This window comes from Mesorhizobium sp. CU3, assembly GCF_006442965.1.
Lineage (GTDB): Bacteria > Pseudomonadota > Alphaproteobacteria > Rhizobiales > Rhizobiaceae > Mesorhizobium.
In genome coordinates, this window is record NZ_VFWX01000017.1 from 1 (window position 1) to 20,367 (window position 20,367).

At 64.7% G+C, this 20,367-nt stretch carries 28 protein-coding genes; 19 read left to right on the forward strand and 9 right to left on the reverse strand.

The window, feature by feature from the left end:
• Positions 1 to 73 precede the first annotated feature (73 nt).
• Positions 74 to 661, reverse strand: a complete 588-nt coding sequence (locus FJ988_RS23305; protein ID WP_140820699.1) for an invasion associated locus B family protein — start codon at positions 659 to 661, stop codon at positions 74 to 76.
• Positions 662 to 865: 204 nt separating this feature from the next.
• On the opposite strand from FJ988_RS23305, the gene FJ988_RS23310 reads away from it, so the two are divergent.
• Together FJ988_RS23310 and FJ988_RS23315 are read left to right on the forward strand one after the other, a co-directional pair.
• On the forward strand, positions 866 to 1,159 hold the full coding sequence (locus FJ988_RS23310) for a hypothetical protein (RefSeq protein ID WP_181183646.1): 294 nt from the start codon (positions 866 to 868) through the stop codon (positions 1,157 to 1,159).
• Positions 1,160 to 1,305: 146 nt separating this feature from the next.
• A complete protein-coding gene (locus FJ988_RS23315; protein WP_140820700.1) occupies positions 1,306 to 1,773 on the forward strand; it encodes an NUDIX hydrolase in 468 nt (155 codons plus the stop codon).
• Between the two features lie 9 nt (positions 1,774 to 1,782).
• Here the strand turns inward: FJ988_RS23315 and FJ988_RS23320 are convergent, their stop codons facing one another.
• The 5 genes from FJ988_RS23320 to FJ988_RS23340 form a co-directional block, all read right to left on the reverse strand.
• Positions 1,783 to 2,622, reverse strand: a complete 840-nt coding sequence (locus FJ988_RS23320; RefSeq protein WP_140820701.1) for a citryl-CoA lyase — start codon at positions 2,620 to 2,622, stop codon at positions 1,783 to 1,785.
• Entirely contained in the window at positions 2,619 to 3,803 is a 1,185-nt protein-coding gene (locus FJ988_RS23325) for a CaiB/BaiF CoA-transferase family protein (protein ID WP_140820702.1), read from the reverse strand. The genes FJ988_RS23320 and FJ988_RS23325 overlap by 4 nt, the downstream gene beginning before the upstream one ends.
• 6 nt (positions 3,804 to 3,809) lie before the next feature.
• Positions 3,810 to 5,333 (reverse strand): tripartite tricarboxylate transporter permease, encoded by a 1,524-nt coding sequence (locus FJ988_RS23330; protein WP_140820703.1) that lies wholly within the window; start codon positions 5,331 to 5,333, stop codon positions 3,810 to 3,812.
• A 4-nt stretch (positions 5,334 to 5,337) separates the two neighbouring features.
• Entirely contained in the window at positions 5,338 to 5,874 is a 537-nt protein-coding gene (locus FJ988_RS23335) for a tripartite tricarboxylate transporter TctB family protein (RefSeq protein WP_140820704.1), read from the reverse strand.
• Positions 5,875 to 5,981: 107 nt separating this feature from the next.
• Entirely contained in the window at positions 5,982 to 6,959 is a 978-nt protein-coding gene (locus FJ988_RS23340) for a tripartite tricarboxylate transporter substrate binding protein (protein ID WP_140820705.1), read from the reverse strand.
• Positions 6,960 to 7,153: 194 nt separating this feature from the next.
• On the opposite strand from FJ988_RS23340, the gene FJ988_RS23345 reads away from it, so the two are divergent.
• Positions 7,154 to 7,906, forward strand: coding sequence for an IclR family transcriptional regulator (locus tag FJ988_RS23345; RefSeq protein ID WP_140820706.1), 753 nt, complete (start codon positions 7,154 to 7,156; stop codon positions 7,904 to 7,906).
• On the opposite strand, the gene FJ988_RS23350 is transcribed toward FJ988_RS23345, so the two are convergent.
• On the reverse strand, positions 7,884 to 8,783 hold the full coding sequence (locus FJ988_RS23350; protein WP_140820707.1) for an NmrA family NAD(P)-binding protein: 900 nt from the start codon (positions 8,781 to 8,783) through the stop codon (positions 7,884 to 7,886). The two genes, FJ988_RS23345 and FJ988_RS23350, sit on opposite strands and share 23 nt — an antisense overlap.
• A gap of 81 nt (positions 8,784 to 8,864) precedes the next feature.
• Between FJ988_RS23350 and FJ988_RS23355 the strand changes: the two genes are divergently transcribed.
• From FJ988_RS23355 to FJ988_RS23380, 6 genes are all read left to right on the forward strand, one after another.
• A complete protein-coding gene (locus FJ988_RS23355) occupies positions 8,865 to 9,188 on the forward strand; it encodes a helix-turn-helix transcriptional regulator (protein WP_140820708.1) in 324 nt (107 codons plus the stop codon).
• Entirely contained in the window at positions 9,185 to 9,589 is a 405-nt protein-coding gene (locus FJ988_RS23360) for an SRPBCC domain-containing protein (RefSeq protein ID WP_140820709.1), read from the forward strand. Before FJ988_RS23355 ends, FJ988_RS23360 begins: the two co-directional genes overlap by 4 nt.
• Before the next feature lie 81 nt (positions 9,590 to 9,670).
• Positions 9,671 to 10,063: a VOC family protein gene (locus FJ988_RS23365; RefSeq protein WP_140820710.1), complete on the forward strand. Its 393-nt coding sequence runs from the start codon at positions 9,671 to 9,673 to the stop codon at positions 10,061 to 10,063.
• Between the two features lie 39 nt (positions 10,064 to 10,102).
• Positions 10,103 to 10,336 (forward strand): hypothetical protein, encoded by a 234-nt coding sequence (locus FJ988_RS23370; protein ID WP_140820711.1) that lies wholly within the window; start codon positions 10,103 to 10,105, stop codon positions 10,334 to 10,336.
• Positions 10,336 to 10,773 (forward strand): DUF1801 domain-containing protein, encoded by a 438-nt coding sequence (locus FJ988_RS23375; RefSeq protein ID WP_140820712.1) that lies wholly within the window; start codon positions 10,336 to 10,338, stop codon positions 10,771 to 10,773. Before FJ988_RS23370 ends, FJ988_RS23375 begins: the two co-directional genes overlap by 1 nt.
• 80 nt (positions 10,774 to 10,853) lie before the next feature.
• Positions 10,854 to 11,246 carry a DUF1801 domain-containing protein gene (locus FJ988_RS23380; protein ID WP_140820713.1) on the forward strand — a complete coding sequence of 131 codons (393 nt, stop codon included), beginning with the start codon at positions 10,854 to 10,856 and terminating at the stop codon, positions 11,244 to 11,246.
• 25 nt (positions 11,247 to 11,271) lie between these two features.
• Here FJ988_RS23380 and FJ988_RS23385 read toward each other — a convergent pair whose 3' ends face one another.
• Entirely contained in the window at positions 11,272 to 11,823 is a 552-nt protein-coding gene (locus FJ988_RS23385) for a GNAT family N-acetyltransferase (protein WP_140820714.1), read from the reverse strand.
• A gap of 196 nt (positions 11,824 to 12,019) precedes the next feature.
• Between FJ988_RS23385 and FJ988_RS23390 the strand changes: the two genes are divergently transcribed.
• Complete coding sequence (locus FJ988_RS23390; RefSeq protein WP_140820715.1) at positions 12,020 to 12,475, forward strand: DUF2214 family protein; 456 nt, start codon at positions 12,020 to 12,022, stop codon at positions 12,473 to 12,475.
• Between the two features lie 57 nt (positions 12,476 to 12,532).
• On the opposite strand, the gene nth is transcribed toward FJ988_RS23390, so the two are convergent.
• On the reverse strand, positions 12,533 to 13,336 hold the full coding sequence (gene nth, locus FJ988_RS23395) for an endonuclease III (RefSeq protein WP_140820716.1): 804 nt from the start codon (positions 13,334 to 13,336) through the stop codon (positions 12,533 to 12,535).
• Positions 13,337 to 13,359: 23 nt separating this feature from the next.
• On the opposite strand from nth, the gene FJ988_RS23400 reads away from it, so the two are divergent.
• The 9 genes from FJ988_RS23400 (at position 13,360) to FJ988_RS23440 (ending at position 20,361) form a co-directional block, all read left to right on the forward strand.
• A complete protein-coding gene (locus FJ988_RS23400; RefSeq protein ID WP_140820717.1) occupies positions 13,360 to 13,854 on the forward strand; it encodes a DUF2244 domain-containing protein in 495 nt (164 codons plus the stop codon).
• A gap of 145 nt (positions 13,855 to 13,999) precedes the next feature.
• On the forward strand, positions 14,000 to 14,905 hold the full coding sequence (locus FJ988_RS23405; protein WP_140820718.1) for a bifunctional helix-turn-helix domain-containing protein/methylated-DNA--[protein]-cysteine S-methyltransferase: 906 nt from the start codon (positions 14,000 to 14,002) through the stop codon (positions 14,903 to 14,905).
• Between the two features lie 238 nt (positions 14,906 to 15,143).
• A complete protein-coding gene (locus tag FJ988_RS23410; RefSeq protein WP_140820719.1) occupies positions 15,144 to 15,614 on the forward strand; it encodes a hypothetical protein in 471 nt (156 codons plus the stop codon).
• Positions 15,615 to 15,802: 188 nt separating this feature from the next.
• Entirely contained in the window at positions 15,803 to 16,123 is a 321-nt protein-coding gene (locus FJ988_RS23415) for a hypothetical protein (RefSeq protein WP_348644332.1), read from the forward strand.
• Positions 16,090 to 16,674 carry a hypothetical protein gene (locus FJ988_RS23420; protein ID WP_140820721.1) on the forward strand — a complete coding sequence of 195 codons (585 nt, stop codon included), beginning with the start codon at positions 16,090 to 16,092 and terminating at the stop codon, positions 16,672 to 16,674. Before FJ988_RS23415 ends, FJ988_RS23420 begins: the two co-directional genes overlap by 34 nt.
• A complete protein-coding gene (locus tag FJ988_RS23425; RefSeq protein WP_140820722.1) occupies positions 16,649 to 17,131 on the forward strand; it encodes a hypothetical protein in 483 nt (160 codons plus the stop codon). Before FJ988_RS23420 ends, FJ988_RS23425 begins: the two co-directional genes overlap by 26 nt.
• A gap of 150 nt (positions 17,132 to 17,281) precedes the next feature.
• Positions 17,282 to 18,187: a ribokinase gene (locus tag FJ988_RS23430; protein ID WP_140820723.1), complete on the forward strand. Its 906-nt coding sequence runs from the start codon at positions 17,282 to 17,284 to the stop codon at positions 18,185 to 18,187.
• Positions 18,188 to 18,190: 3 nt separating this feature from the next.
• Entirely contained in the window at positions 18,191 to 19,642 is a 1,452-nt protein-coding gene (locus FJ988_RS23435) for an amidase (RefSeq protein WP_140820724.1), read from the forward strand.
• Positions 19,643 to 19,746: 104 nt separating this feature from the next.
• Positions 19,747 to 20,361, forward strand: coding sequence for a LysE family translocator (locus FJ988_RS23440; RefSeq protein WP_140820725.1), 615 nt, complete (start codon positions 19,747 to 19,749; stop codon positions 20,359 to 20,361).
• Positions 20,362 to 20,367 lie beyond the last annotated feature (6 nt).

The following is a 20,367-nucleotide window of genomic DNA, read 5'->3' on the forward strand; positions in this document are numbered from 1 at the left end:
CCCCCCCCCCCCCCCCCCCCCCCCCCCCCCCCCCCCCCCCCCCCCCCCCCCTACTCGAAAACCAATTCGGTAATCAGTCCGCCGACAGATCCGCCGTCCGCGCCAGCGCGCTGCCGAAGCCGTTCAGCGAGATGGTGAAGGCGATCGGCTGCTGTGTGTCGGCCGCCGTAGCGTTTATCTTCAGCGTGGTGCCGTTCTGCAAGAGCGGCGTGGTGTCGGCGTCGAAGGTCACCGGCACCAGACAGCCGACCGCCTGGCAGGTGTTGAACTGCAGCGTGCCGTCCAGCTTCTTGTCGTCGATCTCGAGCGAAATGCCGTTGGCCAAGGCAAGCCCGAAGGGTAGCGCCAGCGTGCCGGTGGCGTCCTGGCCGGTCTTGGTCGTCAATTCGATCGCGAGCAGCCGCTGGCCGCTCTGCTTGTTGAACTGCTGGTGCGACAGGCTGCACACCTTGTTGCTGCCGGTGATCTGGCAATTGACCGTCCAGTCGCCATGGGTTTCCGACAGCGCCGAGGCGCCGCCCGGCAATTGCGGCTTGGCCGCGGCGTCGGCCGGTTGAGCGGCCACCTTGTCGCCCTTGTTGTTCTGCGCGGCGAATGCCGGCAGAGCTGCGATACCCGCGACGGCCAGCATCGCTATGGTCAACCTATACCTGCTTTTCATCGAATTCCCTTTTGACCAACCGGCCAGTCATGCGGACGGGCGGAACCGCGCGATAGAGCCGCCGACCGCTGCTGCCGTCAAGTGCAATGGCGGGCACCTGCCGGATTTTCTTTGGTATGACAATCGATCAACTGACCATGGCAGAGCTGGTCGAACGTCCTATATTAGGATGAGGCTCTATCGTTCATGCGGACAAAGGAAACGATGTCGCATTTCCGTCTGACAATGGCCGCCCTCGCGGCCACCGGCTTGCTGTATACGGCACCTGGCGTGTCGGCCCAGGTGGTCTTACCAAACAATGGCAACGCATTGGTGCAGCAGGGCCAGTTGCAGCAGTTGCAGAACCAGTTGCAGCGGCAGCAATATCAGCAGCAGCAGCAACTCTATCGTGAGTTGGACCGGCAGACCGCGCCAAACCCCCAGCCTGACGTGCCGGTTATAGGTAAAACCTGCCGCATGGAGACCGTAGGCAACACGATTTCGCGTGTCTGCCGCTGACAATTCGGTTTTTTCGGTTTATTAGCCGACTTACTTGCAGGCGAAATGCCGGATTGCAAGGGCGGTGGTTTTGGGGTCTTAGGGCCCGGAGTTTTGCCGCGCGCGGACAGCGTACGGCACTGGTCTTGCTCTCACCGGAATTTGGGATGGCAACAGCCAAGAAGAAAGCAGTTCGCAAGGCCAAGAAAGGCCAACGGATCCGCCAGGTGGCGGCCATTCCGTTTCGTCTGCGCGGCGACGGCGGCCTCGAGGTCTTGCTGGTCACCTCACGCACGACCAAGCGTTTCATCGTGCCCAAGGGCTGGCCGATGAAAGGCAAGAGCGGACGCAAGGCGGCGGCGATCGAGGCCCAGGAAGAAGCCGGCGTTCTGGGCAGGACGCTGAAGCAGCCGGCCGGCGCCTATTCCTATTGGAAGCGCATGACCAACGGTTTCATCCGCGTCGACGTGGCGGTCTATATGCTCGAAGTGACCGAGGAACTGGCCGACTGGCGGGAAGCCGCGAACCGTCAACGCGCATGGCTGCCGCCTGCCGATGCCGCGCTGCTCATCGACGAGCCGGAGCTGTCGACACTGCTGAGGGATTTGACGAATCCGGCAGCCGACCCCGCATAGATTGCCACTCTATTCAGTGTCGTTCGGGAAAGGCCGTACCGGCGCGCCGGTATAAGCCCACAGCCATTCCCTGGGCAGCGGCCCCTTGTTGCGGTCGCTCTCCTGCGACTGCTCCCAGGCATGCGCCAGGATGCCGACCGAGCGCGACAGCACGAAGAGCCCGCGCGTCAGCGCCGGCGGAAAGCCGAGCTCGCCATAGATGACGGCGGTGGCGCCGTCGATGTTGAGCGGGATTTTCTTGCCCTTGCGCGCCTCGACTTCCGCCTCGATCGCCTGCGCTATGTCGGCGAAGCGTCCACTGACCACCCCGCGCGCGGCGAACTCCCGTGTCAGCTCAAGAAGGCGCGGCGCGCGCGGGTCGACCGGATGGAAGCGATGGCCGAGGCCCGGCACATAGCCTTTCTCCTCGGCAAGAAACCGCTCGAGCCGCGCCGTCACCGCCGCAGCCAGGCCGGCGCCGCCATCCATCGCCGCGGCAACATCGCCATAGAAGGAAAGCGCCTGCTCGCCGGCGCCGCCATGCACGTCGCCAAGCACGTTGATGGCCGACGCCATGGCGTTGTTGATGCCGACGCCGCAGGTCGCCGCCATGCGGGCAATGGCGATCGACGGCGCCTGTGGGCCGTGATCGACGGCGGCTCCCAGCGCAATGCCAAGCAATGCCGCCTGCTCCTCGCTCGGCAATTCGCCGCGCAGCATGAGCCAGATCATCGCCGGAAAGCTGACGCGGCCGATCAGGTCCTGGATCTCGTAGCCGCGCAGCCGGATCACACCCGGCCGCATCTCGATGATGGAGGTCTGCCACCATTCCTCCGCGCGCTCGCGGCCGGTCTTTTTCTCGCCGCTCATGCCCGCGCCCTCGATTTGTCGCGCCCCGGCAGTGTGGCGAAGACCTCATCCATATGCTCGCCCAGACGCGGCGGCGGCCCGGCCGGCTGAGGCGCCGCGCCATCGACCATGAAGCCGCAGCGCACCACGGTCAGCGGCCGGTCCATCCCGGCGACGCTCTCGAAGCTGGTCGTCATGGCGCGTTCGATGACTTGGTGTTCCTCCAGCACTTGCGGGATCGTCAGCACCCGCCCCGCCGGCACCCCGGCACGGTTGAACTTCTCTTCCCAGCTCGCGGCGGAAGCGCCGGCCAGCGCGTCCTCGATCAGCATCTTCAAGGCGGCCCGGTTCCGTTTGCGCGTTTCGCGCTCGGCAAAGCGCGGGTCGGCAGCCAGGTCCGGCCGGCCGATCAGTCCGCACAGCGTGACGAACTGCTCCTGCTTGTTGGCGGCTATGTTGAGCAGGCCATCGCCGGTGCGGAAAGCGCCCGAGGGCGCGGCCGTCATGTTCTCGTTGCCCATCGGCTTCGGCTCGACGCCTGCCGTCAGATAATTCGACACCGGCCATCCGAGCGCCGACAGCGTGCATTCGAGCATCGACACGTCGAGGAAGGTGCCCTCGCCGCTGGTCTTTTGCCGCACCAGCGCCGCGGCAATGGCGAAGGCGCCGACCAGCCCGCCAAGCGTGTCGGCGACGGGATAGCCGACGCGTAACGGCGCGGTCTCCGGAGTTCCGGTGATGCTCATGATCCCCGAGAGGCCCTGGATGATCTGGTCATAGGCCGGATTGCCGCGCATCGGCCCGGTCTGGCCAAAACCCGATATCGCGCAATAGATGAGGCCGGGCCGGACGTCCTTCAGCTTTTCATGGCCAAGCCCCAACCGATCCATGACACCGGGACGGAAATTCTCGACCAGCGCGTCGGCGGTCGCGACCAGATCGAGGAAACGCTCGCGGTCTTCCGCCCTCTTCAGGTCGAGCACGACCGATCGTTTGCCGGCGTTCTGGGCCAGGAAGGACGCCCCCATGCCGGCCTGGTTGAGCTCCGCCGAAGCGCCGAGCTGGCGCGCCAGATCGCCGCCCGGCGGCGCCTCGACCTTGATGACGTCGGCGCCGAGCAGCGCCAGCTGGTAGGCGCAGTAAGGGCCGGCCAGCACATTGGTGAGGTCGAGGACGCGGATACCGGAAAGCAGGCCTGTCATGATAAATCAGGCATCGCCCGGCACATGCTCCGGCCCGCGCCTGCGCCGGTGCTCGATCCAGGCCCAGATATGCGGCCCGGCGAGGCCGATGAAGGCCAGCGTCAGCAACGTCAGCGACAGCGGGTGGCGGAAGAATACCGTCCAGTCGCCGTTTTCGATCGTCATCGCCCGGCGAAACTGTGTCTCGGCCAGCGGCCCCAGGATCATGCCGATGATCACCGGCGCAGTCGGAAAATCGAAGCGCCGCATCAGGAAGCCGGCCGCGCCGAGCAGATAGAGGATGACGAGGTCGATCGGCGACTGCGAGATGCCATAGGTGCCGACGGTGGCGAACACCAGGATGCCGGCATAGAGCTGCGGCGCCGGGATCTTCAAGAGCCGCACCCAAAGGCCGATCAGTGGCAGGTTGAGGACGACGAGGATGACGTTGGCGATGAACAGGCTGGCGATCAGGCCCCAGACCAGATTGGCCTGCGTCGTCAACAGCAGCGGTCCCGGATTGATGCCGTAGCTCTGGAAGGCCGACAGCATGATCGCCGCCGTCGCCGAGGTCGGCAGGCCGAGCGTCAGCATCGGCACCAGCACGCCGGCGGCCGACGCATTGTTGGCCGCCTCCGGTCCGGCGACGCCTTCGATGGCGCCGACCGTGCCGAACTCCTCCTTGTGCTTCGAAAGCTTCTTTTCGATCGCATAGGACAGGAAGGTCGGGATCTCGGCGCCGCCGGCCGGCATCGCGCCGATCGGGAAGCCGATTGCGGCGCCACGCAGCCATGCTTTCCACGAACGCGCCCATTCGGCCGCCGTCATGTAGAGCGAACCTTTCAGCGGCACGATCTCGTCCTTGCCGGCATAGCGCCGCGAGGCCATGTAGAGTGTCTCGCCGACCGCGAACAGGCCGACCGCGACGATGATGACGTCGACGCCGTCGAGCAGTTCGGCGGTGCCGAAGGTGAAGCGCGGCTGTCCGGTCTGCAGGTCGACGCCGATCATGCCGATGACGAAGCCGGCAAACAGGCTGGTCAGCCCGCGCACCGACGACGAGCCGAGCACCGCCGAGACGGTGATGAAGGCCAGCACCATCAGCGAGAAATACTCGGCCGGCCCGAACTTCAGCGCGTATTTGACCACGGTGGGCGCCAGGAACGCGACACCCAGCGTGCCGATGGTGCCGGCGACGAAGGAGCCGATCGCCGAGGTGGCAAGCGCGGCACCCCCGCGTCCCGAACGCGCCATGCGGTTGCCTTCTAGGGCGGTGACGATTGTGGCGCTCTCGCCCGGCGTGTTGAGCAGGATCGACGTCGTCGAGCCGCCATACATGGCGCCATAATAGATGCCGGCAAACAAAATGAACGAAGCTTCGGGCGCCACCTGATAGGTGATCGGCAACAACAGCGCGATGGTCAGCGCCGGCCCGAGGCCGGGCAGCACGCCGATGGCGGTGCCGAGCGTCGTGCCGACCAGGCACCACAACAAATTGGTCGGCGTGAACGCGACCGCGAATCCATTTGCGAGATGGCTGAGCGTGTCCATGGTCTCAGCTCCCCTTGCCGCCGAACACGGCGCTGATCAGCACATTGAGCTCATTCTCGATCAGGCCGGCCCCAATGTTGACGCCGAGCGCCTTGGCGAAGCCGAAATAGGCGGCAAGCGCCAGCACCAGGCCAAGCAGCGCATCGCGCAGCGGGTGCCGGCTGCCGAAGCCGAAACAGATCAGCACGAACATCACTGTCGAAGCGAGGGTAAAGCCGAGCGGCTGGATGAGCACCAGGTTGGCGACGAGGCCCGCCGCCACCAGGCCCATCGCCTTCCAGTCGGTCGGCGTTTCCTTTTCTTCCTCCGGCTGCCAGCCGCCGCGGATGGCGGCGAGGATGAGCAGCAGCGAAAGCACGATCATCCCGGCCATGGTGATATAGGGAAAAACCGTCGGGCCGACCTTGGAATAGAGCGGCGAAACAGGGATCGCCAGCGTCTGCCAGGCGACGGCGCCGGCGCAGGCCAGCAGCCCGACGCCGATGAGAAGTTCGGGTATGGCAAGGCGCGCCGGTGACGCCTGCTGGTCGCTCACGCTCATGGATCTCCTCCCCGGATGGCCGGCATCGCACCGCCGGCATCGCCGCAGTTCTGCCCGTTCATGCCGTCACGGAGGCGGTGCCGCCTCCGCGACCCGGTGGAGAGGGATCAGGCCAAGCCGAGATCCTTGAGGATGGCGCCGATACGGGCCGTGTCTTCGGTGACGAATTTGGCGTAGTCGTCGCCGGTGAGCAGGATCGGTGTCCAGTTGCGGTTCTTGCACTCGGCCGCCCAGGCGTCGCTTTTGGCCATGGTCTCGACCAGCTTGATCATCGCCGCCTTGTCCTCGTCGGAGACGCCGGGCGGCGCGAAGACGCCGCGCCAGTTGAACAGTTCCACGTCGATGCCCGCCTCTTTCAGCGTCGGCGCGTCGATGCCGTCCTGGCGCTTGTCGGCCGAGATGGCGAGCAGCCTCAGCGCACCGGCCTTCACCTGTTCGGAGAATTCGCCATAGCCCGAGATGCCGGCCGCGACCTGGTTGCCGAGCAGCGCCGACAGCGCCTCGCCGCCGCCGGCGAACGGCACATAGGAGAGGTTCGCCGCCGGCACGCCGGCGGTCTTGGCGATCAGGCCGAACAGGATGTGGTCGGAACCGCCGGCCGAACCGCCGGCGACCGGAACCTTGGTCGGATCGGCCTTCAGCGCGGCGACGAAATCGGCGGCCGTCTTGAACGGCGATTCCGCCGGCACCACCAGCGCCTCGAACTCGCCGGTTAGCCGCGCGATCGGCGTCACTTCGGTGAGGTTGTTGGCCGCCTTGTTGGCGATGATGGCGCCGACCATGACCATGCCGGCAACCATCAGCGAATTGCCCTTGCCTTTCCACTGGTTGACGAATTGCGGCAGGCCGACCGTGCCGCCGGCGCCGCCGACATTGGTGATCTGCGAGCCCGAGATCAGCTTTTCGGAGCGCAGCACCTGATCGATGGTGCGCGCCGTCTGGTCCCACCCACCGCCGGGCGCCGCAGGCACGAAAATCTGCACCTGCGGCGCGTCCTGCGCGAAGGCGGGGGCGAAATGCAAGGCGGCGAAACCGGCGGCGCCGGCCGCGGCCGTACCGGTCAAAAATCTGCGTCTGTTCAGCATGGGATTCCTCCAGATCACGGGCACCCTCCTCCGGTGCCTGCCAAGACGAGGTCCGATCACGGGCCTTCACATCGAGTTCAAGCAAATGTTACTTAGTTCTGTCAACAGGAATACCATTCTGCTAGACAGAACGCAGACAATCAAAGGAAAGTCTGTCCTCTGGATTGGACCGCGACAGTGAAACCTTCGGCGAAATGACAGACACCCCTCCCGCTTCGAGATCGGCCGACGGCGTTGCCGCACTCGAGCGGGCGATCGCCATCCTCAATGCCTTCACCCCCGCCGACCGCTCGCTCGGCCTTGCCGAGATCGCCGCCCGCACCGGCCTCTACAAGAGCACGATCCTGCGGCTCGCCAACTCGCTGATCCGCGGTCAATTGCTGGAGCGGCTGGCCGACGGCCGCTACCGCGTCGGGCCGGCCACGTTCAGGCTCGGCGCGCTCTACCAGCGCTCCGTCGTGGCGATGGACATCCTGTTGCCGATCATGCGCGATCTGTCCGAGCTAAGCTGGGAAAGTGTCGCCTTCTATGTGCGCTCGGGCGATGTGCGCACTTGTCTCTACCGGGTCGAATCGAAGCATCCGATCCGCTACACGATCCGCGAGGGCGATGTGCTTCCCTTGCTCGTCGGCTCAGGCGGCCGCGTGCTTGCCGCCTTCTCCGGCGAACCGGGCGAGCCTTATGAGACGATCCGCAGGACCTACACTTACATCTCGATCGGCGACCGCGATCCGCAGACGGCGGGCATATCGGCGCCTGTGTTCGGGCCAGGGCGCGCCTTGCTCGGCGCACTGACACTCGCCGGCCCGAGCACCCGCGTCGACGCGGCCTTCCTCAGCCGCATGAAACGTCCGCTGCTCGAAGCCGCCGCCCGCGCCACCCGCGCCTTCGGCGAGGATGCGTTCATGCTGGACGTGGCGAGCCTCAACGCGGACGTTTCAGGATAGAACTCGGCAAGTCGACCGGCGGAATTCCCGATAGTGTTCGAACGAGAAAATCGCGGAAGCTTTCCGGCTTGCGGCGTGTAATTCCTGCAAAATGGTTCACCGTGTAGCAGTAGCCGCCGTGGCCGATCGAGGCGCACAGGCTTGCAAAGGCACGGGGCCAGGGCTCGTCGAGCCGGGCCGATGCTGCAGTCAAATATTCCTCGATGGCGCAGGAGCGATAGCGCAGCGGCCTGCCGCTCACCTCGCGATAGATGGCGCAGACATCATCGAAATCCAGCAGTCGATCCCCGGTGAGCATCCGGATGTCGCCAAATTTCTCCGGTCTGGCGGCGACGGATGCAATGGCAGCGGCAACATCGTCGCGCGAGATCGGCGCAAATTGACCATGGTTGGCGGGAAGTGCGAGTTCCCCCGATGCAACACCGGACTGCAGCCAGTGTTCGAGAATGAAATCCGAGTAGAGGCCGCATGCCAGAACGGTCGAAGGCACGCCGCAATGCGCCAGTTGGTGCTCTGAGGTCCGATAGACATCGGCGAAGTAGAAAGTCGACATCTCGCTGGCATCGAGGATGCTTGTGAACACGATGTGCCGGACTCCACGGGCAGCAGCCGCGTCAATGGCGTTGGCATGGTGCCGCATCACGGCGTCTGCCTCGCCATCGCTTGAGATCAGGACCAATACATCGACGCCATCAAACGCAGTTTGTAGAGAGCCGACGTCCTCGTAATCGCCAACACGCAGCGGAATCTTGGCGGGCAGCCGGCGACGCGCGGCATCGATGTTCCGGACCATCGCGACCACCTCGCGGCCGCGCGCTGCCAACCTGCAAACAACGCTGCGACCGATATGGCCTGTGGCTCCGGTTACGAGGATCATGCACCGCTCCAGCTTTCTGCTTGACTCACATATATCCCAATGGTTATACGTCAATCAATAGCCAACGGGTTATCGATTGAGATGTCGGCCTCGCACGATGTGCTGTTCAGGACACTTGCCGATCCGACAAGGCGCGCCATTTTCGAGCGCCTGTGCCGGCAGGGCGAGCAGACGGTCGGCGCGCTGACCGCGCAGGCCGGCGTGTCGCAGCCGGCGGTGTCGAAACACCTCGGCGTGCTCAAGGAGGCCGGGCTGGTGCGCGACCGCCATGAGGGCCGCCAGACGCATTACAGCGCCCAGCTTAGCGCGCTGTCGCCGCTGATGGACTGGACGCGCGAGATGGCGGGGTTTTGGGAAAGCCGCTTCGACGACCTCGAGGACCTGCTCAAAAGGATGGACCAATGAATGAGGCCGTAGCGCGCTCCGTCGTCGTCGAGCGCGAGATCCCCTTCCCGCCGGAAAAGATCTGGCGCGCGCTCACCCAGCCACATCTTATCGAGGAGTGGCTGATGAAGAACAATTTCAAGCCGGTGGTGGATCACCGTTTCAACGTCAGCGCCGACTGGGGCAGCGTCGACTGCCAGGTGCGGACGGTCGAACCCAACAAGTCGCTGTCCTACAGCTGGGACACAAAAGACCTCGAAAGCGTGATTACCTGGACGCTGACGCCGACCGGTGCCGGCACCCGTCTGCGCATGGAACAGGTCGGCTTCCGCACGGATCAGGAGCCATATTATCGCGGCGCCACGGTGGGCTGGAAGCGCTACTTCGCGGCCCTGGAAGAACTGCTTTCGCGGCTCGAGTGAAGTCCGCGCAAAGGCTCAAAAGACAGACACAGGTCCTGGCGGAGCGGCGCACCGCAGGCGCAAGCAATGGAGGAATGACAAATGAAGATCAAGCTGACCAGCATCTATGTCGACGACCAGGAGAAAGCCCTCGGCTTCTACACCGGCGTGCTGGGCTTCACCAAGAAGGCCGACTTCACCAACGGGCCGTTTCGCTGGCTGACCGTCACCGCGCCCGACGATCCAGACGGCACCGAACTGCAGCTGGCGCTCAACGACAATCCGGCGGCGAAAACCTACCAGCAGGCCATTTTCAAGCAGGGCCAGCCGGCGCTGATGCTGTTCACCGACGACATCAAGGGCGATCACGAGCGCATCAAGGCCAATGGCGGCAGCTTCGCCATGACGCCGACCGAAGTGACCGGCGCCACAATCGCGCAACTCAACGACACCTGCGGCAATCTCATTCAGCTTTCGCAGCTGGCGCGCTGGTGAATCGTCGATCCATTTGGGCATTCTGCAAAGGAGGAAGCATTGGACTGGAGCAAGTGGACCAGGCAGCTTCATCGCTGGCTGTCGATCATCTTCACCATCACCGTCATCGCGAATTTTGCCGCCATGGCCTTCGGCCCGCCGCCGGCCTGGATCGTCTATTCGCCGTTGATCCCGCTCTTCCTCTTGCTGTTCTCCGGCCTCTATATGTTCGTGCTGCCCTATGTGGCGAGGTCGCGCGGCGATGCGGCGCACGAGCGGAAGGGACCGGCCTGATGGCGAAGGCGAAATCGACGGAGGGCGCGACAGCAAAGCCCGTCCTGTTGTCGGGCGGCAACCCGCAGATCGCCAAGGGCTATGGCGACGCGCCGGTGCAGGCCTATATCGCGGCCATGCCCGGCTGGAAAAGCGAGGTCGGACGCCGGCTCGACCAGCTGATAACAAAGGCCGTTCCGGAAGTGCAAAAGGCGGTGAAATGGAACTCGCCGTTTTACGGCATGGACGGCGAGGGATGGTTCCTCGGCATCCATTGCTTTGCCAAATACATCAAGGTGGCGTTCTTTCGCGGCCTGATGCTGGACCCGGCGCCGCCGGTTCCATCCAAGAGCAAGGACACGCGCTACCTTCACATCCACGAGGACGGCGCACTGGATGAAGCCCAGTTCACCGCCTGGGTGAAGCAGGCGAGCCGGCTGCCCGGCGAACGGATGTGAACGCACGAAAGATCAAGCGCGGTTCCCCGCGAAGGGGCACGGTGGCCATCTTCCATTCAGAAGCGAAGGAAAACCAGGACATGAGCACAAGCGACGACGGCAAGTCTCCTTCCGAGCTGATCGATGGCAGGATCAAGGAGCTGGGCGACTGGCGCGGCGAGATGCTTGCCCGGCTCCGCGCCCTGATCAGGCAAGCCGCGCCGGAGGCGATCGAGACATGGAAATGGCGCGGCGTGCCGGTTTGGGAGGATGCCGGCATGATCTGCACCGGCGAGACCTACAAGGCCGTCGTCAAGCTGACTTTCGCCAAGGGCGCGGCGCTGCCGGATCACGAGAAACTCTTCAATTCGAGCCTCGAAGGCAACACCAGGCGCGCCATCGACTTCCATGAAGGCGAAGCGATCAAGGAGGACGCGCTGAAGGCGCTGGTCCGGGCCGCCGTGACGCTCAACAAGACCAAGGCCAAGCGCTGAATCACCACGCCCGCGAGGCTCCAAATCACACGCTTCCGCCCGCCTGGCGCTCCAGCAGGATCGTCGGCTTTTCATGATAGGTGGTGCGCAGCGTCTCGCGGTAACCGTTCTTCTTGGCAACCCTCAGCGAAGCGCCGTTATCGGGATCGATGATGCAAACGGTTTTCGCCGGACCGAACGTCTCGTCGGCCCAGGCGACGATCCGTGCGACGACTTCGCTGGCCATGCCTTGCCCATGCGCAACCGAAGCCAGCGCCCAGCCTGCTTCCGGAATGCCTTCGAGCGAAGGTTCGATCTCGCGCTTCAGATCGTGAAAGCCGGCCTCGCCGATGAAGCGCCGCGTAGCCTTGTCCTCTATCGCCCAGAAACCGTAGCCGATCAGCGACCACAGGCCGGCATGGCGCAGAAAGCGCATCCAGCTTTCCTCGCGCGTGCGCGGCTTGCCGCCGATGAAACGGGTGACGCCGGGCTCCGCCCACATGGCGGCATAGGTGTCGAAATCGTCCAGCCTGTGCGGCCGCAGAATCGTGCGCGCCGTTTCCAGGATCGGCACGCCGGTTTCCTTTTTGATGCTCATGGCATTTCCTCGTTGAGGCGGCAGCGCTTAGCAAACCGTCCCGTTCGAGCAAGGGCCAGAACGGCACGATGCATCTCCCAGCGCGGGCAGCGGACTGTCAGGAGATGGCGCTAACCGCACCCAGCGTCGCTATGGGCTTTTCGCCCGACGATGCTAGGTTGCGGACCGGGCACGGCACTTCGACCGGAGGAGAAGCATGGACACCACCGACCTTCTGCTGGCGATAGTCCATCACCTCCTGGTGTTCTCGCTGGCCGGCATCATCGGCGCCGAGTTCGTGCTGGTGCGCGGCGATCTGGGGGCGGCGACGCTCAAGCGCCTTGCCGGCATCGATCGCCACTACGGCATCATCGCCGCGCTGATCGTCGTCGTCGGCATCTGCCGTGTCTTCTATGGCCTCAAAGGCTGGGAATTCTACGTCTACAATTGGGTGTTCTGGGCCAAGATGGCAGCCTTCGCCATTGTCGGCCTGTTGTCCATCGTGCCGACCATCCGCTTCATCTCCTGGAGCCGCCAAGCGAGCGGCAATCCGTCCTTCTCCGTGCCGGCCGCGGAGCTGGCCTCGGTGAAGAACTATGTCCGCGCCGAGGGCGCCATCTTCCTGCTCATTCCGATCTTCGCCGCGGCCATGGCGCGCGGCTACGGTTACTGAAGCAATTCCAGGAAAAGTGTGTAGCGATTTTCCGTCCGGAATTGCGCGAAAAAGACCCTAAACCCCGACCGCAGCCGTCTCCTTCAACGGCGCAATCTCCACCAGCGGCGCCGGCACGTCAGTGGTCTTCTCGGGCGACTTGCAGATGTCGGCGATGACACAGGCCGGACAGTCGGGCTTGCGCGCCTTGCAGACATAGCGGCCATGCAGGATCAGCCAGTGATGGGCATGGCGCATGAATTCGTCCGGGATGACTTTCAGCAGCCCTTCCTCGACCTGTTCCGGCGTCTTGCCAGGCGCCAGCCCGATCCGGTTGCCGATGCGAAAGATATGCGTGTCGACCGCCATTGTGTGCTGGCCGAACGCGACGTTGAGCACGACATTGGCGGTCTTGCGCCCGACGCCCGGCAGCTTCACCAATTCGTCGCGTTCCTGCGGCACCTCACCGCCATAGTCGTCGATCAGCGCTTTCGACAGCGCGATCACGTTCTTGGCCTTGTTGCGCCACAGGCCGATGGTGCGGATATGATCGCCGACCTTGGCCTCGCCGAGCGCCAGCATCTTGGTCGGCGTGTCGGCGGCTAGAAACAGCGCCTTGGTCGCCTTGTTGACGCCGGCATCCGTCGCCTGCGCCGACAGCACAACCGCCACCAAAAGCGTGAAGGCGTTGACATAGTCGAGCTCGCCTTTCGGCTCCGGCCGCTGGACCGAGAAGCGCCGGAAGATCTCATGCACCTCGGCGGGCGTGTAGAGACAGCGCGACGCGCCCTTCCTCGGTCGCCTCGCACTTGCGCGGCCGCTCGAAGCGGTCGGCTGTGGCTTTTTGACAGTTGCGGATTTTTTGGACTTGGGAGGCGCCATATCCCTTCCTATAATAGTCCCTTATGAGCGACACAAACGCCTCATTCGAAGCCGACGAGCCATTTTTCCAGGCCCTGCTGACGCCGCACCGCTCGCTCGGCCGCACCGGCTTCCTGATCCTGATGGGAGCGCTGCTGTTCGGCTGGGTCGTCACCGGCGCCTTCTTCCTGTCGCACGGCGCCTGGCCGGTGTTCGGCTTCTTCGGTCTCGACGTCATCGCCGTCTACATCGCCTTCCGCGCCAATTACCGCGCCGCCCGTGCGCGCGAGGAAATCACCGTATCGCGTACCAGCCTCGACATCCGCAAGACGGCGCCGTCCGGCAAGTCGGAAGCGCATCGCTTCAACCCGTTCTGGACCAGGTTTTCGATCGCCCGCCATGCCGAGATCGGCATCACCAGAATGGCGGTGGAGGCGCAAGGCAAGAGCGTGCCGATCGGTGGCTTCCTCGATCCGGATTCCCGCGAGAGCTTTGCCACTGCCTTTTCGCGCGCGCTGGCGACTGCCAAGACGCGCTGAGGTCTTTAGCAGGCTTCCCTATCCCGTCAGATTTTGCCTGTTCGCGGCGATCCGCTTTCGTGACCCCGGCCTATTGGAGGAAGGCAAGTTTCGGGTGGAGGCAAAGCCCGGGAGGACCGATATTCAGGCTCAAGGAGATATTGCCATGAACGCTCAGATGACCATGAATAGGCAGATGAAACCGACCGCGATCCTTCAGAACGACATCACGCCGCAAGGCAGCGACTACGACGTCGTGCGCCGCGCCATCGAGAAGATCAGCCTCGACTACCGCGACCAGCCTTCTCTCGAAACCCTGGCGGAGGAAGTCGGCGAAACGCCGACCGGGCTGCAGAAACTGTTCACCCGTTGGGCAGGCCTGTCGCCGAAAGCCTTTCTGCAAGCCGTCACGCTCGACCATGCGCGCCGGCTGCTCGATTCCGGCATGCCGCTCCTGGAGACCTCGTTCGAGCTCGGCATGTCCGGCCCCGGCCGGCTGCACGACCTCTTCGTCACCCATGAGGCGATGTCGCCCGGCGATTACAAGACCCGTGGCGCCGGCCTCACCATCCGCTACGGCTACCACATCTCGCCCTTCGGCATCGCGCTGGTCATGGTCACCGACCGCGGCCTCGCCGGCCTTGCCTTCTGCGATGCCGGCGGCGAGCGGGCGGCCTTCGCCGATATGTCCGGCCGTTGGCCGAACGCCAATTACGTCGAGGACATGTCCGCCACCCAACCCTATGCGGCGCGGGTCTTCGACCCGACCCAATGGCGCGCCGACCAGCCGCTGCGGGTGGTAATGATCGGCACCGATTTCCAGCTGCGCGTCTGGGAAGCGCTGCTGCGCATCCCGATGGGCAAGGCCTGCACCTATTCCTCGATCGCGGCGGGCATTGGCCACCCGACCGCAAGCCGCGCAGTGGGCGCTGCGGTCGGCGCCAACCCGATGTCCTTCGTCGTGCCCTGCCACCGGGCGCTCGGCAAATCCGGCGCGCTGACAGGCTACCACTGGGGTCTGACGCGCAAGCGCGCCATCCTCGGTTGGGAGGCCGGACAGGTGGGGTCCTGAAACAATCGATTTTTTCGCATCCCATTGCGAAAAACCGTGTTTCGTAATATAACTCGGTACAACTCAAATAAGTAAACTGTTTTATTGGCGAGATACAACCGGCGACAACCTATGGTTATCGCCGGTTTTCTTTGAAGTTGTTTGGGATCAATATCCCATTTAACGTTAAATTAACCACGATAAATGGAAGATGACTCCTAGATTGAGCCGCATCATCCGGCTCGAAAGAGGGGTCTCGATGAAGTTCCTTCGCGCCGCCACGGCCGCTGGCTTGCTGGCCGCCTGCACCGGCCATCAAGCATCGGCCGCCACCGGAAACGTATTGTTTAACGGCACGATCACCGCGACCTGCACGATCACGGTGAATTCCAACGGCACGATGACCGTCAGCAGCAATCTGCAGTCGCTGAGCTCGCACAATGCCGGCGGCTCGGCCGGCAGCGCGCAGGTCGACACCACCGGCGGCGTCCAGCTCAGCGTCGACCCGGTGACGACCACGACCGTGCCGACCAGCGACGTCACAGCCACCACCTGGACGCCGACCTTCGCCACCACCGGCGCGCAGACCATCGCCGAGACCGGCACCGCGACCGCGCTGACCGTGCCCGGCACATCGACGGTCGCGGTCAATCTCGCCGGCACCAAGAGCGGCACGAACCGCTTCTCCGCCGGCAACTACCAGGCAACGGTGACGCTGCGCTGCGAATAGTCCTCTAAAACAGTTCCAGGAAAAGTATGATCGGTCTTCCGCCCGGAACTGCGTAAAAACAAAGGGATAGAGCGTTTCATCGGTTCCATGAAACGCTCTAGGGAAAGGAGCGATCCTTGAGAACGATTGCAATTCTGGCGGCAGGCCTGACTACCGCGCTGTCACCTGTTGCGGCGACGAGCCAATCGATGACGCCGATGCGCGGCGAGGTGCGGTCCTTCACCGACGCCTTTGCCGTGCGCGTTTTCCCGGGCAATCCGTACAACCAGCGCATACGCGTCGAGGTTCATGTCTACGACCAGAATTTCGAGCCGGTCGCGGCCAAGATCACGCCGAGCGCCTTTCTTCTGGCCGGCCAGGCGTCGCGCCCCGTCTTGGTGGTGGTCCCGTTCGACGGCGCGAACGAGCGTAAAGTGCGTATCTGTACCGAGAGCATCCCCTTTCCAAGCGAGCAGACCCAGATAAGGGCACAGATATGCGGAAAGTTCTTCGGGCATCGCAGGTTCTGACCCTATCCCTGCTGCCCGTCCTGGCTTTCGTAAGTCAGGGGCTTGCCGAGGATATCCTGAACCTGAACCAGAACCAGACGGGTTTCAGCCTGCCCGGCGTCAGCCTGCCCCAGGGCCAGGACGAGGTTCATGCCAGCGACGGCACGACCTGCCGCTCGGCCGTTTCCGGCAGCGGCGCCTATCTCGACCTCGGCATCATCCGCGGCAACAACTCGAGCAACCAGGCAAGCAGCGACATCGCCACCTATGGCCGCGTGGTGATCCCGATCGGCCGGACGCCGAAACGCGTCGATTGCAGTCGACTCTACGAGTTGGAAGTGGAGCGTCTGCAGCTTGAATTGAAGCTTCTCAAAATGGGCCTTGGCGCCGACGGCCAGACGACGGGGAGTGTGGCCGCCGCCACGCCCCAGGGTTCCGCGCCCCAGGCTGGCGCACCTCAGGTCAACGCTGCGCAAGCCGGCGCGGCCCAGGTCAAATCAGCAGGATGGGCCAACGAAGGCTGGACGATCAGAGGCACGACCGGCAATGCAAAGAAAAAGAAGCGGAAATAGCCGCGCGCTGTTCGCGGCGGCGGCGCTTGCCGGCCTGTGCCTCCCGGCGCAGGCCGCGATCATCGGCACCTGCACGATCATGATCGGCGCATCGGGAACGATGAAATCGAACCCCGCCATCAACATCCTCGGCTCCAAGCAGCCCGGCGGATCGAGCGCCGGCGCCACCATCACCGCGAACTCGACCCTGTGTTCGATCCTGAACCTGCTAGATTGTTATACTGTCTCCGCGCCGGCGCCGATCGCCTTCACCTCGGCGCCGAGCGGCGGCGACACCAACGTCACCTTCGCCACCGTCTACCGCCTCGACGGCTCGGGCCTGGATGTGCCGGGCAGCTCGCCGCAGCGGGTGACCAACGGCACCCACACCATCCAGGTCGATCTCACCGCGACGAAATCGCCCGGCATCTTCCCGGCGGGCAATTACCAAGGCACGGTCACGGTACGCTGCGAATGAAGCTGTGGGCTGCGCCGCGCAAAGGCCCCTGACGATCTGGCACCCGACGACCTTTGCGGCTAGCCTTTTGCGCAATCATTTTGTTAAAGCAGACACTTGGAGTGTCGGCATTCGACCGAAAGCCGGACCGCTCCGCCGGGAGGCTTCTTCTTGATCATCGTTGTCGGCTCGATCAACCTCGACCTCATCGCCAATGTCGACCGCTTGCCGGAGCCCGGCGAGACGGTGCGCGGCTCCGGCTTCGCCACCACGCCGGGCGGCAAGGGCGCCAACCAGGCGCTGGCGGCCGCCCGCGCCGGCGTGCCGGTGCGCATGGTCGGCGCGGTCGGGAGGGACAGCTTCGCTGGCGACGCGCTGGCGCTGCTCAAGGCCGGCAATGTCGATCTCTCCGGCGTCGGCCAGAGCTTCGCCTCGACCGGAACGGCGCTGATCCTGGTCGGCGCCGACGGCGAGAATGTCATCGCCGTGGTGCCGGGCGCCAATGATTCCGTCGTGCCGGGCGATGTCGCAAAGGCGTTCCTGAAAAAGGGCGACGTCGTGCTGCTGCAGCACGAGATCCCGCTGCAGACGGTCGAGGCGACGCTCGATGCGGCCCGCGCCGCCGGCGCCGTCAGCGTGCTCAACACCGCGCCGTTCCGCGCGGAGGCTTCGAGCTTCGTCGGCAAGGCCGACTATGCCGTCGCCAACGAGACCGAATTCGACCTCTATGGCGAAGCGCTGGCGCTGTCCGGGCGCGACCGCCCTGCCCGCATGCGCGACTATGCGCAAAAGACCGGTCGCGCCATCGTCGTCACGCTCGGCGGCGACGGCGTGCTTGCCGCCACGCCCGACGATTTCCTTACAGTCCCGGCGCTGAAGATCACCCCGGTCGACACGGTCGGCGCCGGCGACACTTTCTGCGGCTATTTCGGCGCTGGCCTGTCGTCGGGCCTCTCGCTCGCGCAGGCGCTGGCACGCGCCGCCGCGGCCGGCTCGCTCGCCTGCCTGAAACCCGGCGCGCAGCCGGCGATCCCGCTGGCGAAGGATGTCGAAACGGCCCTGGCGGCGGTTCGCTGACAGATGCGCCCGGCCACCAAACATGCCGTGCCGCCGGCCAGCGACATTTGCCGCCTCTCCGCCGTCGATCTCACCGAAGCCATCCGGCAGCGCCGCCTGTCGGTGCGCGAGGTGGTCGCCGCCTTCCTCGACCGCATCGAGGCGGTGAACCCGCTGGTCAACGCCATCGTGTCGCTGCGCGAGCGCGCCGACATCCTGGCCGAGGCCGCCGGCGCCGATGCCCATCTGGCGCGGGGCGGCGAGGCCGGCTCGCTGTTCGGCCTGCCCATCGCGATAAAGGACCTTGCGCTGACCAAAGGACTCAGGACCACCTTCGGCTCGCCGATCTTCGCCGATTTCATCCCGCAGGAAGACGAGATCTTCGTCGATCGCCTCCGCAAGGCCGGCGCCATCATCATAGGCAAGACCAACGTTCCGGAGTTCGGGCTGGGCTCCAACACCTACAATCCGGTCTTCGGGCCGACGCTCAACGCCTTCGACCCGGCTTTGATCGCCGGCGGCTCCAGCGGCGGCGCGGCCGTGGCCTTGGCGCTCGACATGGTGCCGGTTGCCGACGGCAGCGATTTCGGCGGTTCGCTGCGCAACCCGGCCGCCTACAACAACGTCTATGGTTTTCGCCCGTCGCAAGGTCTGGTGCCGGCGGGTCCAGCCTTCGATGTCTTCCATGCCCAGATGGGCGTCGAAGGGCCGATGGGCCGCAATATACGCGACATCGCACTGCTGCTCGACGAACAGGCCGGCTATCACCCGCAGGCGCCGCTGTCGCATGACAGCCAGGGCTCATTCCTCGACAGCTTGCGGGCCAAAGCGGCCGGCGGCCGCATCGCCTGGCTGGGCGACCTCGGCGGTCACCTGCCGATGGAGCCGGGTGTCCTCGACCTTTGCGAGACATCACTCGCCCGCTTCGCCGATGCGTCGTTCGAGAGCGAGGCGCTGGTGCCTGACGTCGATTTCGAGGCGCTGTGGCAGGCCTTCGTCACCCTGCGCCAGGCAAGCAGCGGCTGCGGGCTGAAGGCACATTACGACGACCCGGCAAAGCGCAAGCTGCTGAAACCGGAGGCGGTCTGGGAAGTGGAGCAGGCGATGCGCCTCAACGCGCCGCAGGTCCATGCGGCAACCGTCCGGCGCACGTCATGGCACAAGACGCTGCTGTCGCTGTTCGAGCGCTTCGACCTCATCGCCCTGCCCAGCGCACAGGTCTTCCCTTTCGCGGTCTCGACCCATTGGCCGAGCGAAGTCGCCGGACGGCCGATGGACAGCTATCACCGCTGGATGCAAGTCTCGGCCTTCGCCACGCTGGGCGGCTGCCCGGCGCTCAACGTGCCGGCCGGCTTCAACGAAAAAGGCCGGCCGATGGGCATGCAGTTGATCGGCCGGCCGCGAGGCGACCTCGACGTGCTGCGGGCAGGCGCGGCCTATGAGGCAACCCTGCCTTGGAAGGCCGGAGCGGTATAAGCGTCTCGTCACTGGTCCACAGCGTGCCGCTTGCGCCGGCAAAAGCGCCGTGCATTGATCGCTCGCGCCACCGCCGCATCACCTCTATCCCCCGAGGAAAGACCATGTCGCTGGAACTTTACGCCACCTATGTCGTCGCCTGCATCGTCATCATCCTGGTGCCTGGACCGACGGTGACGCTGATCATCGCCAACAGCATCCGCCACGGCTCGAAAGCCGGACTTGCTAATGTCGCCGGCACCCAGGCCGGCCTCGCCATCATGATCGCCATCGTCGGCATCGGCCTCAACACGCTGATCGCCGGCATGGGCCACTGGTTCGAATGGGTGCGGCTGATCGGCGCCGCCTACCTAATCTGGATGGGCGTGCAGATGTTCCGTGCCAAGGGCACGCTGAATCCCGATGGCTCGGCCAGGAAGCCGCGCGGCGGTTTCTTCCTGCAGGGCTTCCTGGTGGCGATCTCCAACCCGAAGACGCTGGTGTTCTTCGGCGCCTTCTTCCCGCAATTCATCGCGCCGCACGGCAACTACACGCTGCAGATCGTCGTCATGGGCCTGACCGCGATGGTCTTCGCCGCAATGTCGGATTCGACCTACGCCCTCGCCGCCGGCCGCGCCGGGCGCTTGCTGTCAGCCAGCCGCGTCAGGCTAATGTCGCGCATCAGCGGCAGTTTCCTGGTCGGCGGCGGGCTGTGGTTGGCGTTCTCGAAAGCGAAGTAGAGGCGC